This is a genomic window from Viridibacillus soli, from assembly GCF_016612995.1.
In the GTDB taxonomy this organism is placed as follows: domain Bacteria; phylum Bacillota; class Bacilli; order Bacillales_A; family Planococcaceae; genus Viridibacillus; species Viridibacillus soli.
The window spans coordinates 42,241-57,052 of sequence record NZ_JAEOAH010000012.1; the positions used below are offsets into that span (position 1 = coordinate 42,241).

15 protein-coding genes and 1 pseudogene are annotated in these 14,812 nt (G+C 36.1%); 9 read left to right on the forward strand and 7 right to left on the reverse strand.

The features are described 5' to 3' along the window. The first annotated feature begins 64 nt into the window (after positions 1-64). Both JFL43_RS10380 and JFL43_RS10385 read left to right on the forward strand, forming a co-directional pair. Positions 65-490, forward strand: a complete 426-nt coding sequence (locus JFL43_RS10380) for an acyl-CoA thioesterase (RefSeq protein WP_100797149.1) — start codon at positions 65-67, stop codon at positions 488-490. Next, positions 490-786 (forward strand): hypothetical protein, encoded by a 297-nt coding sequence (locus JFL43_RS10385; RefSeq protein ID WP_200749004.1) that lies wholly within the window; start codon positions 490-492, stop codon positions 784-786. The genes JFL43_RS10380 and JFL43_RS10385 overlap by 1 nt, the downstream gene beginning before the upstream one ends. Before the next feature lie 43 nt (positions 787-829). On the opposite strand, the gene JFL43_RS10390 is transcribed toward JFL43_RS10385, so the two are convergent. Together JFL43_RS10390 and plsY are read right to left on the reverse strand one after the other, a co-directional pair. Then, complete coding sequence (locus JFL43_RS10390; RefSeq protein ID WP_100797151.1) at positions 830-1,126, reverse strand: HesB/YadR/YfhF family protein; 297 nt, start codon at positions 1,124-1,126, stop codon at positions 830-832. 21 nt (positions 1,127-1,147) lie between these two features. Next, on the reverse strand, positions 1,148-1,750 hold the full coding sequence (plsY, locus tag JFL43_RS10395) for a glycerol-3-phosphate 1-O-acyltransferase PlsY (RefSeq protein WP_100797152.1): 603 nt from the start codon (positions 1,748-1,750) through the stop codon (positions 1,148-1,150). 253 nt (positions 1,751-2,003) lie between these two features. Here plsY and parE point away from each other — a divergent pair, with 253 nt between their 5' ends. The 5 genes and pseudogenes from parE to JFL43_RS23495 form a co-directional block, all read left to right on the forward strand. Further along, positions 2,004-3,956 (forward strand): DNA topoisomerase IV subunit B, encoded by a 1,953-nt coding sequence (gene parE / locus JFL43_RS10400; protein WP_200749037.1) that lies wholly within the window; start codon positions 2,004-2,006, stop codon positions 3,954-3,956. Next, positions 3,953-6,379 carry a DNA topoisomerase IV subunit A gene (gene parC / locus JFL43_RS10405; protein ID WP_200749005.1) on the forward strand — a complete coding sequence of 809 codons (2,427 nt, stop codon included), beginning with the start codon at positions 3,953-3,955 and terminating at the stop codon, positions 6,377-6,379. Before parE ends, parC begins: the two co-directional genes overlap by 4 nt. Positions 6,380-6,723: 344 nt before the next feature. Then, positions 6,724-7,803: a phosphotransferase gene (locus JFL43_RS10410; protein ID WP_325166664.1), complete on the forward strand. Its 1,080-nt coding sequence runs from the start codon at positions 6,724-6,726 to the stop codon at positions 7,801-7,803. Positions 7,804-8,099: 296 nt separating this feature from the next. Next, on the forward strand, positions 8,100-8,234 hold the full coding sequence (locus JFL43_RS22535) for a DUF3888 domain-containing protein (RefSeq protein WP_325166665.1): 135 nt from the start codon (positions 8,100-8,102) through the stop codon (positions 8,232-8,234). 157 nt (positions 8,235-8,391) lie between these two features. Further along, positions 8,392-8,591, forward strand: a pseudogene (locus JFL43_RS23495) (MFS transporter); the annotation flags it as partial. A gap of 268 nt (positions 8,592-8,859) precedes the next feature. Here JFL43_RS23495 and JFL43_RS10420 read toward each other — a convergent pair. Both JFL43_RS10420 and JFL43_RS10425 read right to left on the reverse strand, forming a co-directional pair. Further along, positions 8,860-9,039, reverse strand: coding sequence for a hypothetical protein (locus tag JFL43_RS10420; protein WP_200749007.1), 180 nt, complete (start codon positions 9,037-9,039; stop codon positions 8,860-8,862). Between the two features lie 192 nt (positions 9,040-9,231). Then, complete coding sequence (locus tag JFL43_RS10425) at positions 9,232-9,681, reverse strand: hypothetical protein (protein WP_200749008.1); 450 nt, start codon at positions 9,679-9,681, stop codon at positions 9,232-9,234. Positions 9,682-9,886: 205 nt separating this feature from the next. Between JFL43_RS10425 and JFL43_RS10430 the strand changes: the two genes are divergently transcribed. After that, a complete protein-coding gene (locus JFL43_RS10430) occupies positions 9,887-10,738 on the forward strand; it encodes a leucine-rich repeat domain-containing protein (protein ID WP_200749009.1) in 852 nt (283 codons plus the stop codon). 136 nt (positions 10,739-10,874) lie between these two features. On the opposite strand, the gene JFL43_RS10435 is transcribed toward JFL43_RS10430, so the two are convergent. Further along, the gene (locus JFL43_RS10435) at positions 10,875-11,111 is read right to left on the reverse strand and encodes a hypothetical protein (protein ID WP_200749010.1); all 237 of its coding nucleotides are present in this window, start codon (positions 11,109-11,111) and stop codon (positions 10,875-10,877) included. 110 nt (positions 11,112-11,221) lie between these two features. After that, entirely contained in the window at positions 11,222-12,496 is a 1,275-nt protein-coding gene (locus JFL43_RS10440) for a dicarboxylate/amino acid:cation symporter (RefSeq protein WP_100797163.1), read from the reverse strand. Between the two features lie 445 nt (positions 12,497-12,941). On the opposite strand from JFL43_RS10440, the gene JFL43_RS10445 reads away from it, so the two are divergent. Next, on the forward strand, positions 12,942-13,367 hold the full coding sequence (locus JFL43_RS10445; protein WP_200749011.1) for a hypothetical protein: 426 nt from the start codon (positions 12,942-12,944) through the stop codon (positions 13,365-13,367). A gap of 357 nt (positions 13,368-13,724) precedes the next feature. Here JFL43_RS10445 and JFL43_RS10450 read toward each other — a convergent pair whose 3' ends face one another. Next, positions 13,725-14,774, reverse strand: coding sequence for a DctP family TRAP transporter solute-binding subunit (locus tag JFL43_RS10450; RefSeq protein WP_200749012.1), 1,050 nt, complete (start codon positions 14,772-14,774; stop codon positions 13,725-13,727). Positions 14,775-14,812: the final 38 nt, after the last annotated feature.

Below are 14,812 nucleotides of genomic sequence, written 5' to 3' on the forward strand. Positions count from 1 at the left end.
ATATAGCGCTTTTATAAGTATTTTAAGATAGACTTCTGTATAATGGATATATGAGGTGAAGAAAATGTTTGTTAGTAACAAAGAGGTAGAAATCCGCTATGCTGAAACTGATCAAATGGGGGTTGTCTATCATTCAAATTATATTATTTGGCTTGAATTAGGACGCACACAGTTAATCCGTGATTTAGGATTTTCAGTTACCCAGCTAGAGGAAAATGGTTATGTATCGCCAGTTATGGATATATCGATTCAATATAAAGCTGCGATGCGTTACGGTCAAGTAGCAACAGTACGAACTTGGATTGAATCCCACAGTAAGTTACGCTCAGTATATGGCTATGAAGTTCTTCATGAAGATGGCACTGTTGCGATAACGGCAAAATCCGAACATATTTTAGTGAAAAAAGAAAACTTCCGTCCTGTTTCTTTATCAAAAGTAGACCCTTTATGGGATGAAAAATACAAAGAAGTCGTTAGAAAAGAAGATTAATGGCACTAGGTGTGACAAGAGATGAACTGAAATTATGGAAAGAGCGTGTGGAGGCTTGCGAAATTGCTTTTCTGACGCATTATTGGAAGGACGAGCGTTTTCCAGGTTGTAAAACGGTGACAAAAGCTGGTTGTGCGGATGTCGAAAAACTCATCAAATGGGGAGCAAACTACAGTTTAAAGCCAGAGTGGATTGATTATAAGCATTATCCACATTTCGACCTTTTTGGCGACTATGAGCGTCAAATTTTGATTAATGAAGGGCAAATGCAGCAGTATAAACGCTTTTATGCATAACAAAAGCATGGTGCAAAAGGCGCCATGCTCTTTGTTTGTCTTATTAAGCTTCTTTTTTATACTCATACTTGATCTCATCAAGTGTTTCGTTTACTAAGACGTGCAAATCATGATTGTCGAAAAACCACATATCATCCTCTTCGATGTAGAAAAGGCTATTGTTTTTTTCTAACGTGACTGCAGGATTCATGGACTGTTCACGGTTCATGCCGAGTGAAAAGCCTTCATGTAAGGGGCTTGAGCCGCCATAGCGTGCATAAAAACGAATTTGATCCCCAGTATCTAGTTCCATTTCTTCTTCAAACCATTTCAATGCTTCTTCTGATACGACAATTTTCATGTGGTGCACACTCCCTGTATGTTATATCCACTTTACCTTAGGCTCAGTGCCGGCTTTAATCCGTGCAATATTCGCACGATGTCTGTAGAAAATAAAGGCTGCAAGGGTTGTAATAATTAATAATAAAAAATAGTCTTGCTCAAAGAACATATATATAATAGCATATACAAAAGCTACTACAGACGCAAACATAGAAGCAAAGCTGACCATCTTGGATACTTTTAAGCAAAGTATGAATGCTACAACTAAGAGGATGAAGATCGGCCAATGGTAGCCTAGTACTACACCTGCAGATGTTGCTACCGCTTTACCACCACGGAATTTTGCGAATACAGGGAACATATGACCAATAACCGCAATAGATCCTGCAATGAGTGGATGGATTCCGCTATCAGCAAAGAACACAAGTGACGCTAAAATAGTCGCTGCAGTTCCTTTGAGGATGTCCATAAGTGTCACAACAATACCTGCTTTTTTTCCAAGTATACGGAAAGTATTGGTGGCACCTAAGTTTCCGCTACCTTGCTCGCGGATATCCGTTTTGTAAAAAAGTTGGCCAATCCATAAACCTGAAGGAATAGAACCTATCAAGTAAGTCAAAATGATTAATAGAATCGTATTCATAAAAAACTCCTTGTAATTTTAGTAGTTGGTACTAATAGTTTATCATAATACTATATTAGTACACAATGTACACATCTTCTTAGAGTATTATCTTATTCTTATTTTGCTTTAGATTCAACGTTTGGTACAATAAACTCTGTATGAAATTAAATTACGACTTGTTGACAGGCAACGAGAAAGTGCGTAATATGATTTTGAGTAGAACGGGTGTTTGTATTTAGGGGGAATTTTTTTGACAGATAAACAAACAGTCATGTCTTACAATGATGATGCGATACAAGTACTAGAAGGACTAGAAGCTGTTCGTAAACGTCCGGGTATGTATATCGGTTCAACTGATAGCCGAGGATTACACCATCTTGTTTATGAAATTGTCGACAACGCAGTCGATGAAGCGTTAGCTGGCTTTGGTTCACATATCATTGTGAAAATTCACGAAGATCAAAGTATAAGTGTACGTGACTTCGGTCGAGGAATGCCTACAGGTACACATAAAACAGGCAAACCAACACCGGAAGTTATTTTTACCATTCTGCACGCAGGTGGTAAATTTGGACAAGGTGGCTACAAAACAAGTGGTGGATTGCATGGTGTTGGTGCTTCCGTAGTGAATGCTCTTTCATCATGGCTTGAAGTGACAATTCACCGTGCCGGTACAAAATATAAAATGCGCTTTGAAAATGGTGGTAAACCCGCTACAACATTAGAGAAATTAGGGGCAACAAAGGAAACGGGAACAGCTATTCATTTCCATCCTGATGACACAATTTTCTCAGCGACAAAATATAATTTTGACACCCTTGCTGAACGTTTGAGAGAATCCGCCTTTTTATTAAAAGGCTTGAAAATTGAATTAATCGAAGAACAAACAGGCAATCATGAAACGTATCATTATGAAAACGGTATCGAGGCTTTCGTTACTTACTTGAACGAAGAAAAAGACGTATTACACCCAGTTAAATACGTTGAGGGAGCGCAAGACGAAATTGAAGTCGAATTCGCGTTCCAATTCAACGATGGCTACTCAGAAACGATTTTATCTTTCGTTAACAACGTTCGTACTCGTGACGGCGGCACACATGAGACCGGTGCAAGAGCGGCCATGACACGTGTCTTCAATGAATATGCGCGTAAAATTGGTCTAATCAAAGAAAAAGACAAAAACTTAGACGGCTCTGATATTCGCGAAGGCTTAGCAGCAATTATTTCCGTTCGTATCCCTGAAAATTTACTACAGTTTGAAGGACAAACGAAAGGCAAGCTAGGTACAAGTGAAGCGAGAAGTGTTGTCGATTCTGTCGTATCTGAGAAATTACTTTATGTGCTAGAGGAAAATGCAGAACTAAGTGCCTCCCTTGTACGTAAAGCGATTCGTGCGCAACAAGTTCGAGAAGCAGCTCGAAAAGCTCGTGAGGACGCACGAAATGGTAAAAAGAATAAGAAATCTAGTGCATTATTATCTGGTAAGTTAACACCAGCGCAATCTCGAAACGCTGCAAAAAATGAATTATATCTTGTCGAAGGTGACTCTGCGGGCGGTTCAGCAAAACAAGGCCGTGACCGTACATTCCAAGCGATTTTGCCGCTCCGTGGTAAAGTAATCAATACGGAAAAAGCAAAATTACAAGATATTTTGAAAAATGAAGAAATCGCAACGATTATTCATGCTGTTGGAGCTGGTGTAGGGGCAGACTTCACAATTGATGATGCAGCTTACGATAAAGTCATCATCATGACCGATGCCGATACAGATGGTGCCCATATCCAAGTACTACTATTGACTTTCTTCTACCGCTATATGAAACCACTCATTGAAGCTGGTAAAGTATATATCGCACTACCACCACTTTATAAAGTGTCTAAAGGTGCAGGTAAAAAAGAAGTAATGGAATATGCTTGGACTGAAAAAGATTTAAAACAAGCGATCAATAAAATTGGTAAAGGCTATATTCTACAACGATATAAAGGTCTCGGTGAGATGAATGCCGACCAATTATGGGATACAACGATGAATCCAGAAACAAGAACATTAATCCGCGTTAAAATCGACGATGGTGCGCGTGCTGAACGCCGTGTTACAACATTAATGGGTGATAAAGTAGAGCCACGTCGTAAATGGATTGAATCAAACGTCGATTTCGGTCTAGAAGAAGACTCCAATATTCTTGACAATGAATTCATTCAAAATGAGGAGGACTTAGTATGACACAGACCGAGCGTTATCAAGATTTACCATTAGAAGAAGTCATCGGTGATCGGTTTGGTCGATACAGTAAGTACATCATTCAAGATCGTGCCTTACCAGATGCCCGTGACGGTTTAAAACCCGTACAACGTCGTATATTATATGCGATGTTCATGGGCGGCAATACACATGAAAAACCATTCCGTAAATCCGCAAAAACTGTCGGTAACGTAATCGGTAACTATCATCCACATGGTGATAGCTCCGTTTATGAAGCAATGGTACGTATGAGTCAGGACTGGAAAGCGCGTCATATGCTTATTGAAATGCATGGAAATAACGGTTCTGTCGACGGTGACTCAGCGGCAGCGATGCGTTATACAGAAGCAAGATTATCTGCCATTTCTGCTGAAATGCTGCGTGATATTCAAAAAGATACAGTTGATCTAGTACCAAACTTTGATGATCAAGACATGGAGCCTACTGTTTTACCCGCTAGATTCCCAAATCTACTCGTTAACGGCTCGACAGGGATTTCCGCTGGTTATGCGACCGACATTCCGCCCCATGCTTTACACGAAGTATTAGATGCTGTTTTAATGCGTATGAATAACCAAAATGCAACAGTTGATGAGTTAATGACCGTCTTAAAAGGGCCAGATTTCCCAACTGGCGGTATTATTCAAGGTGTTGACGGGATTAAGAAAGCATATGAAACAGGTAGAGGAAAAATTATTGTCCGTGCCAAAGCCGACATTGAAATATTAAAAGGTGGCAAAGAACAAATTGTTGTCACTGAAATTCCTTATGACGTCAATAAAGCAAATCTCGTGAAGAAAATTGACGAAATGCGATTAGATAAACGTCTTGAAGGTATTGCAGAAGTACGTGACGAATCAGATCGTACGGGTTTACGAATCGTAGTAGAGCTGAAAAAAGAAGTTTCAGGAAGACCAATTCTGCAATATTTATACAAAAATACTGACCTACAAATTACGTATAACTTTAATATGATTGCCATTTATAAACGTCGTCCAACGATGATGACATTACCATTATTGTTAGATGCTTACATTGGCCATCAAAAAGAAGTTGTGACAAGACGTTCTAAATTTGACTTACAAAAAGCAAACGATCGTCTACATATCGTGGAAGGATTGATGAAGGCATTATCGATTTTAGATGAAGTCATACATACAATCCGTCAGTCAAAAGATAAAAAAGATGCAAAAAATAATTTACAATCTAAATTTAACTTCACTGAAATTCAAGCAGAAGCAATCGTTTCCTTACAGTTATATCGTTTAACAAATACTGATATTACTGAATTACGTGAAGAAGAAGCAGAGCTAATAGCGAGAATCACTGAATTACAAAATATTTTAGGCAGTGAAGCAAAATTAATAAGCGTCATTAAAAAAGAATTACAAGATGTTCGCAAGCGTTTCGCAGAACCACGTCGTACAATTATAGAAAACGAAATTGAAGAGATTAAAGTAAATTTAGATGTCTTAATTCCGAGTGAAGAAGTAATCGTGACAGTAACACAAGACGGTTATGTTAAACGTACGAGCCAACGCTCATACAACGCTTCGAACGGTAAAGACTTTGCGATGAAGGATTCCGATCATCTATTATTAGAATCTCCGATTAATACGCAACGACATCTATTGCTATTTACAAGCAAAGGTCACTATATTTATCAACCAGTGCATGAGTTACCGGACATTCGTTGGAAAGACTTAGGTCAGCATATTTCAAGTATTGTACCGATTGATTCCGATGAAATCATTATCAATGCACGTGGGGTAGAAACATTTGACCCGAATATATTTGTTATGACGATTACAAAAGGTGGACAAATTAAACGTTCTCCGCTCAATGAATACGTCGTACAACGTTACTCTAAACCAGTTAAAACAATGAATGTCAAAAATGAAGATGAAGTAATCTTCGCTGATTTTGTAACAGCAACTGATGAAGTGATTTTAACTACTCACTTTAGCTATTCAGTTCGTTTCCCTATGGAAGATGTGCCAGTAACCGGTGTTAAAACTGCTGGTGTTAAAGCGATTAACTTAAAAGAAGAAGATTATGTTGTCGCAGCGAACATCATTCCAGAAAATGATAACGGTGATCTAATGCTTATTACACACCGTGGTGCCGTGAAGAAAATGGCTGTCTCTGAAATCGAAGTGAGCGGCCGCCCTAAACGTGGTGTTGTGACAGTTCGAGAGCTAAAAAAACAACCACACCGAGTTTATACAGTCATTTATGTGCATAAAGGTGATTCATTACTGCTAGAAACCGAAAAAGGTGTTCAAGAAGAAGTACAAGAGGGTCAATATCGCGCAGCCGATCGTTATTCTAACGGTTCATTTGTAGTTGATATTGATACTGATGGTGAAATCACAAGAGTTGTGAAGAAGAAGCCTACACAATAGAATATGATGATTTACATTTTGAAAGGAGCTCATAGTAGCTCCTTTCTTTTTAAGGAGAAGAATATACAGAAAAATCAGAATGTTCGGATTGTTTTATTTGGTGAATTAATCGAAGGATTGGGATTATGAGCAAGCATAATTGGCAATCTAGAATTTATGCAAGAAAAGGTGCCTTCTGACTTTGTAAAGTCACTTATTCTATCAAGTGGTTTACTAGCAGGGGTGTTGATGGGACCATTAGCTGGACGAATCATCGATCAGTCACGTAAAAAAATTTACTCAAGTGTAGGGCGCGTTGTGAGTGTTGTCTTTATGTTTATAGCATTAGCAACAGGTTCTATTTGGTGGATGGTTGTCTTCTTAGTTTTTTACAAATGTCAGCATCTTTTTATTTTCCGGCACTACAAGCGACTTTGCCATTAATTGTAGCTGAAAAGGATTTATTGCAATTAAATGGTTGGGATATGAATGTTGCTACAGCTGCTCGTGTTACTGGGACAGCTTTAGCCGGTTTGATACTTGTTTATTCGGCTATAGATACACTTTACATGCTCTCACTCGCCGCTTATATTGCATTGCTCTTCTATCGAATATTAGTAGAAAGTGATACATTTTATCTTCGTATTTTGCCAGAACAAGATTATAGTTTTGCAACTGAAGTTAAAGTACATGACACTTTGATTAATAAAGGGGTAAAAGTTCCCAAGGTTATTCATTTTGAACATAAAAATCATTTAACGGGACTTTCCTTGATGATCATGGACGAAATGGCTGGACAAGGCTTAAGTGATTGCTCGAATTATATGGATATTAAAAATTTTGAAAATGTGATTTATGATGCTGGAACGCAACTTGCACTTATCAATCAAATACCAGTTGATGGATTTGGTTGGATAGACAAAAACAATCCGATTACGTTAGCTGGAGAACACGATTCATTTAAAGCTTACTATCATGAACATTATGAAAATGACTTAAGTTTGTTGTCAAATTATCCATTTAATATTGATGAAATAAAAAATATTAGAGATATCTTAGAAACTGGTTTCAAATTATTTGATAGAAAAGAGTCGTATTTAGTACATGGAGACTTTGATCCGACGCATATCTTCCAAGAAAATGGCTACTTTACAGGAATAATTGATTTTGGAGAGATCATGGGTAGTAGTCCTTTATATGATTTAGGACATTTCAAACTCCATGATGGAGAGTCAGGCAACAAAAAGGGATTTGAAGCTTTGTTAAGAGGATATTCTGAAGTTAAACATTTAACTTTTCACGAGATATTAGAAATCGATATTTGGGCATTGTTTATTGGGTTGAGAAGATTAGGAATGATTTATGGAAGACGTTGGAACTTTTATCACGATCATTTAATTCAGACAGTAAAATCTCAATTAACAGTCTTAAACAAGAATATATAAATCACCTTATTCAACTAACGCATGCTTTACTTCACTTAAAAGGAGCTGAGATCAGCTTCTTTTTTTGTTATGCAGCTAAAAGGGCAGATTTATTGAATAAAACAAGCTCTTTGGGAATTGAAAAAAAAGTTTCCGTTAATTGTATTACTATTTTTATTTAGCAGTAATGAGGTATTATACGCAAAAACCATAAATGAAGCTGATACGGAATTATACAAAACGGTTAAAATGCACCCGAAGATCTTACCTGGGCTTCTAGGGAAACTAATATCCTAAAGATAAAGCAGGTATATGGAATTGGTGGATTATATGAGATAACTTTGAAAGTGTACCCTTACTATGGCGCTCATAATGGATATGGAGAAGATGAAGTTGTGATAAATACAAAGGGTGAATTAATAAGGTTTAAACATTTGAAAACATATCCTTGAATAAGAATAAGAATTAAACATCTTTATTATTGATTTTTGAATGCAAACACATTTAAATGGATAGAAATTAAACAACTTTAAAGAGCCTTACTACAATAAAATGTAGCAAGGCTCTTATATTTTCATCTCAAAATTAAATAACTTTATTATCACTTTACATCATGGCCGATTCTTTTCTTTCAAAAGCATGTTAGATCGTATTATGTTTCAATCGTTTTATTGTCCACAGGTGCTTTACTAGATTTTATTGGCCTACAATTCATGGTGCTGGTCTTCGGAACTATCAGCGTACTCATAACAACCTATTATTTGCTAAGAGTGAGACGGGTTGGGGTTCAGATTGTAGCGGGGCAGTAATAGCAAAAGTGACATTTAGACAGTTAGTAGATAGCTATTTAGAAATTTGGAGAACGTGCTCATTTGAAGAGATGAAAGTACTCATTTCCATAGACTATCAGGCAAGAGAGAATAAGAAAATTAATAAAATAAGTGAAATGACTAAATGATCTTCTATTTTCGTTTAGTTAAGATGAAAAAGAGATGGAACTTGGTATTTAAATAACCAAAAAGCATTTCCTAAGAGCTTTTGATCTCCTTGGAAATGCTATTTAAATTGAAAACAGCGTTATCCACCACCATTTGTATATCTATTATCACCCATCAAATAATTTGTACTATCACCAGATTTTGCATTAGGATGAGTAGTTATGTTTGGATTATTTTTGAATTTCTTTCTCTTCAAGTCAACAAATAAAGCTAAACCTAAAGCAAATACTATAACTAAGATTGCAAATAACCAGAACATATTAATCACATCTTTCTTTACACAAATTTTATAAGCCTTTAAAATTAGGGTGGTTTCTATATTGGGATAGGTAGTGGGGGAGCTCTGAGAAAGCTAAGTCACTTCCCACCGTTTGCGCAAAATACTGTATTCTTCTATATTTATGTTAAAAATTATAAAGGTGACTAGGAGATTAAAGGAAAAACAGTGTAGCTACTTCTTTTCATGTACCTTTACGTAAACACTGCCAAATAATTTGTCATCAAAATAAGCATCCAACTTCCACATACCACTTTTCGGTAGTGACATATTCGTTGGTAAACTCATATCGGCTCCATTAAGTGGTGAAACATCATTTCCATCCCCTCCAAATAACGTGATGGAATCCCCACCTGTTTCATGTGTAGCTATTACTTTTAAAGGGTGTTCCAGCTCTTCTTTCGTTCCCCAGAAATGCCACATATACTTGTGGACTTTATCTGGATAAAACTTAATTACCTCACTATCATCATATATAAAACCTAGACGTCCTTCTTCACCAATCATCGTATAGTTTCCAGATTCAAATAATGGGCTTTCTTTCCACCCCTCCTCTTGATTACAACCGATAACAGTAAAAGAAGTAATGATTGTAAAGATCAAAATCAAACACTTTTTTAGCATGAATATCCCACCTTCCATGGACTTATTAAAGTATTCGGCTACAAGAATGAAAATCCTTTTAAAATTTTTTATCCGTCTATACTTTATAAAAATTCTCTGGAAGAACAAGATAAAGGTGATTTACTTTTTAAATTAATAGGATATATTTATTGGTAGGCAAATTAAATCTATCTTGATGAATAGCTAATTAAAAGGAGGAAATTAAATGAAAATCAGCTTACCCCACGCTAAGTTAAATTCGTTACCAAACATAAACTTTATTTTGAATGAGATTATAGATATAAATCTTTTTGATAATCGTTTTAGAGGAATTCCAGAAGAAATCTATAAAATGAACAATTTAAAGGTGTTAAATATTTCAGCTAATGAGATTGAAAATATTTCAGCTAATATAAAAAATTTAAAAGAACTTAAAATGATGGACTTAGGACACAATCAGATTGAAATAATCCCATCAGAAATAGAATTTCTTGTGAATTTAGAGGATTATTTATATCTTCACAACAATAAATTCGAAGAGGTCCCTCCCGAAATTAAAAGCTTAAAAAAATTAAAATACTTAAATCTAAGTGATAATAAATTGCGTGAATTACCTAGAGAAATAGGTGAATTAACGAATCTAATCGAGTTGCGCTTAATGAATAACAAACTTAGTATGATACCAGAGAGCTTTAGCATGTTAGCCAATATTAAAGAGCTCCATCTAAAAAATAATAAACTAACCACTTTACCAGAAATATTTGAAAATTTAACATTATTAAGAGTGCTGGATATAGAAGAAAATCAATTAATACAAGTGCCGAATTCACTCAACAATTGTAAAAAGTTAAGACGTTTGAATTTGAGAAATAATGAATTGACTACGTTACCTGATGGAATAGGAAAGCTAGTAAACTTACTAGAATTAGATTTAAGGAGTAATCAATTGATTGAATTGCCTGAGTCTTTGATGGAGATTGAAGGATTAGAACGCTTAGATTTAAGGTGGAATCATAACTTGAAAATACCAAAATGGTTAGAGAAAGTAGAAGAAAGAGGCTGCATAGTCTACTTGTGACACTGGATTTCTCAAAGTTGCTAGTAAAGTGCCGAGAGTTGCTGGTAAATCATGAAAAGTTGCTGGTAAAGTACCCAAAGTTGCCAGTAAAACCTCAAAGGTTGCCAGTAAACTCACAATCCATGTATTTAAACAACTAAAAAAGCATCTCCACCGGAATAATGATCTCCCTGGAAATGCTTTTTGTGTTTATGAAATTGAACTTGTAGCTTATCTTTTTGTGTTTATGAAATTGAACTTGTAGCTTATCTTTTTTTGTTTTCGTCAATCGAGTGTGTGTGCTGAATGTTACTTCACCGCGATGTGTTGTGACGTCCTTACCTAAATTGCGTAATACATGCTTTCTACGGCGTTTTGCTTTTGACATAGCCATGAATATCACTCCTTCTATCATTTGCTTACAGCATACACTATACGAGCTATAGAAGCAATTATAAAAGCCATCTGACAATTCATCAGATGGCTTTTGTATGTGGAACGATTTTATATTGCAGGAGCTTCTTTTGCGGCAGCTTCTTCAAGCGCTTTATTTTGAGCACCGGTTGGATCGAATTCATTTTCTGATTTCGCTACGATTACAGTTGCAACCCCGTTACCGATTAGGTTTGTTACAGCACGCGCTTCAGACATAAAGCGGTCAACACCGATTAGTAAAGCAATTCCTTCAACAGGAATCATCGGGAAGGCAGCTAATGTTGCAGCTAGGGTAATGAAACCTGATCCTGTAACACCCGCAGCACCTTTAGAAGTTAGCATTAAAACACCAAGTAACGTCAGTTGTTGCCAGATTGATAGAGGTACATCATACGCTTGAGCGATGAACATAGCAGCCATCGATAAGTATATGGAAGTACCATCAAGGTTAAAGGAATACCCCGTTGGTACAACTAATCCAACAACTTGTTTAGAACATCCGTAGTTTTCAAGTTTACGCATCATAGATGGTAGGGCAGATTCAGAAGATGAAGTACCTACTACAAGGAAAATTTCATCTTTAATGTAGGCAATAAATTTGAAAATATTGAAGCCATAATATCTAGCGATAGCACCTAAGATTAAGACGATAAATAAGAACATTGTAATATACACAGCTAACATTAACTTACCTAATGACCATAATGAACCAAGACCAAAGTTACCAATTGTGTAAGCCATGGCACCAAATGCACCGATAGGCGATAATTTCATAACCATACCGATGATCTTGAAGAAAATTTCTGATGTTTGTTCAAATAATTTAATAACAGGTTTTGAAGCATCTCCAAGGGAAGCCGATGCGACACCGAATAATATGGCACAGAATAGAACGGGTAGTAATTGTCCAGCAGCAAGTGAGCCGAAGAAGTTATCCGGAATAATACTCATGATAAAGCCCATTAAACCGTCGCTTTCAGCAGCAGCAGAAGTATAAGCTGAAACATCTCCACCTTTAGCAGCAGAAGTATCTAACCCTTTACCAGGTTGTACGATATGAACAACTAGTAAACCAATGGCTAAAGCGAACGTTGATACAACTTCGAAGTAAATTAATGCTTTGCCTCCGATTTTACCAACCTTTTTCAAATCGCCCATACTACCAATCCCAATTACTACTGTCAGGAAAATAATTGGTGCAATTAACATCTTAATCATTTTGATGAAAATATCTGCTAATACTTTTAATTTCGCTCCAAACTCTGGGAATATGGCTCCTACGACAATACCAAGAATAATGGCGATAATAACTTGTACGGTTAAATTTTTTAAGTTAATTTTCAACTGTGTACCTTCTTTCTGTTATGTGTTTTGATATCGCTTTCATTGCTATCATCATAAATGCTAGGAAAACGTTTTCATATATTTTGGTGATAATGTTCTTTTTGGTCTTTTTGGTCTTTCGGTTGTTAGATCGCCAAAACATAGGTAAAACAAGGGGTTAAGTGTATATAGAATAAACAAAGACATAAATTTATTTTTATATTACAGAGAATAAAAATCATTATGTACTAGTACAGTTATATCTTTCTACTGCAGTTTTGAAATGAAATTTGATCAAAAATAGAACTTTAACTTGAATTTCATGGAAATGGGAGGAGTGTAAGGAAGATATATCAATTAAACATGTTCAGCCAAATTTTTTAGTTACGAGGAAGGAAATTTGAACTTTGAAGTCATTCGAAACATATGGTATTAGAGAAGAATGTTCGAGAGGTGACTAGATACATTGCCTAATCAAATCGTTTTATCATTTATGTCAGGTTTGCAGCCTGAAACCCCAAAACAAGCTGTAGAAATATGGATATTAGGTGTAAAGAATCGAAGTGGCGCTGTTCAGTATGCTTTACTTTCGCCAACGCTACAAAAATATACACGAAAGCAATTTGAAGAAGCGGGTTGGGTGACAGGTCAATCAAGCCCGTGGGTTGATCACGTTCATTTTGTAAAAAAAAATAAAATTAGTGATACAAATGTACAGTATACAATTGCATATGATCTCCTCACTTCATATGCAAACTTTGGTACATGGTATAAAGTTATTACAGTAGAAAAGAATCCGGAACCATCTAGAACAAACTGGTTTATCACTAAAATACTAACAAAATATAACCAAGAAGAAGCTTTTACTCCCGCTGAAACGATCATTAAATAACGGTTAGTTGAGGAGTAAGAAATTTGTTAACTAACAAAAAAGCCACCTGAGATAAACTCAATTGGCTAGATATGAAATTTGTATATTATTTAATTTGTAGTATGCTCGGAATCTATTGCCCGATTATGAGCACCGGTTGAATCGAATTCATTTTCCATTTTCGCTACAACAAATGTAGCAACAGAGTTTCCGATAATATTAGTAAGAGCACGCGCTTCACTCAAAAAGCTAGTAGGGCAGTCCCTTCAATACCCGCAGTCATATAAAGGCATAAGAAAAAGCCGTGGTAAAAACCACGACTTAAAAAAACTATAATACACAAAGAATAAAACTCATTTTACAGCAGTGCTAACGTTGTTATTTACTGTTTATTTCTTTTTCGATTTCCTGTAAGAAGGTTTCACTTACTTGTTTGCGATAATAATTGTAAATGGGTTTGAAAAGCTTTTGCCATCTTTGCTGTTCTGCTTTCGTAAGTGTTTCAATTTGAACATCAGGTAGTTGCTCTAAGCCTTTTAAATTATCGTCATTCATTTGTTTCGAATGTTCGAAATTCCAAGCTGTGGCCTCATCGATCGCTTCTAGTACATCTTCCTGTAAGTCTGAGGGCAAGCTATTATAAAAATCTTCATTCATCATCACCGCATAGCCTAGCACACCATGATTTGTAATCGTTAAGCTCTTTTGTAAATTATAAAAGCCTTTTGAGTAAATATTCGAGATCGTATTTTCCTGTGCATCAAGCTCTTTATTTTCTAAACCTGTATACACTTCATCAAAGGACGTTGCAACAGGGTTTGCATGAAGTAATGTAAATTGTTGCTGCAATACTTTACTTGGCATAGCACGTATTTTCAGCCCTTGAAAATCTTCAACTTTGAGTAGAGGATCGCCATCCGTTAACATTTGTTTAAAGCCATTATTCCAAAAAGCTAAACCTTTTATATTAAAGCGGCTTAGCTGATTGAGCAACTGCTCCCCAAAAGGTCCTGTCAAAACTCGTTCTACATCATCCTCTGTATGAAATAAATACGGTAAATCAAGCACCTGCCATGTTGGCAGGGTTTTCGTCATTTTAGAAAATGTCGGTGCAATCATCTCCACATCGCCATGTTCCAAGGCATCAAGCTCATTATTATCATTATAAAGCATGCCGTTTGGATAAATAACAACCCGAATGCGACCATCTGTTTTCCCCTCTAAAAGCTCAGCAAATTTAATTGCAGTCTGTCCTTTAGGTGTATCTTCTGCAACAACATGGCTAAAATTGATAACAATTTGGTCATTTAAACCACCTTGTTCTTCATCTATCGGTAAGGAGGAATCTAGCCAAAATTGTTGCTGATAACCTATTATGCCAATTAGCACTACTAAAGTGATACAAGCTGTAGTAATATATAAGCGCATTTATATACTCCATCATATTCTGTCATTTTCTATACATT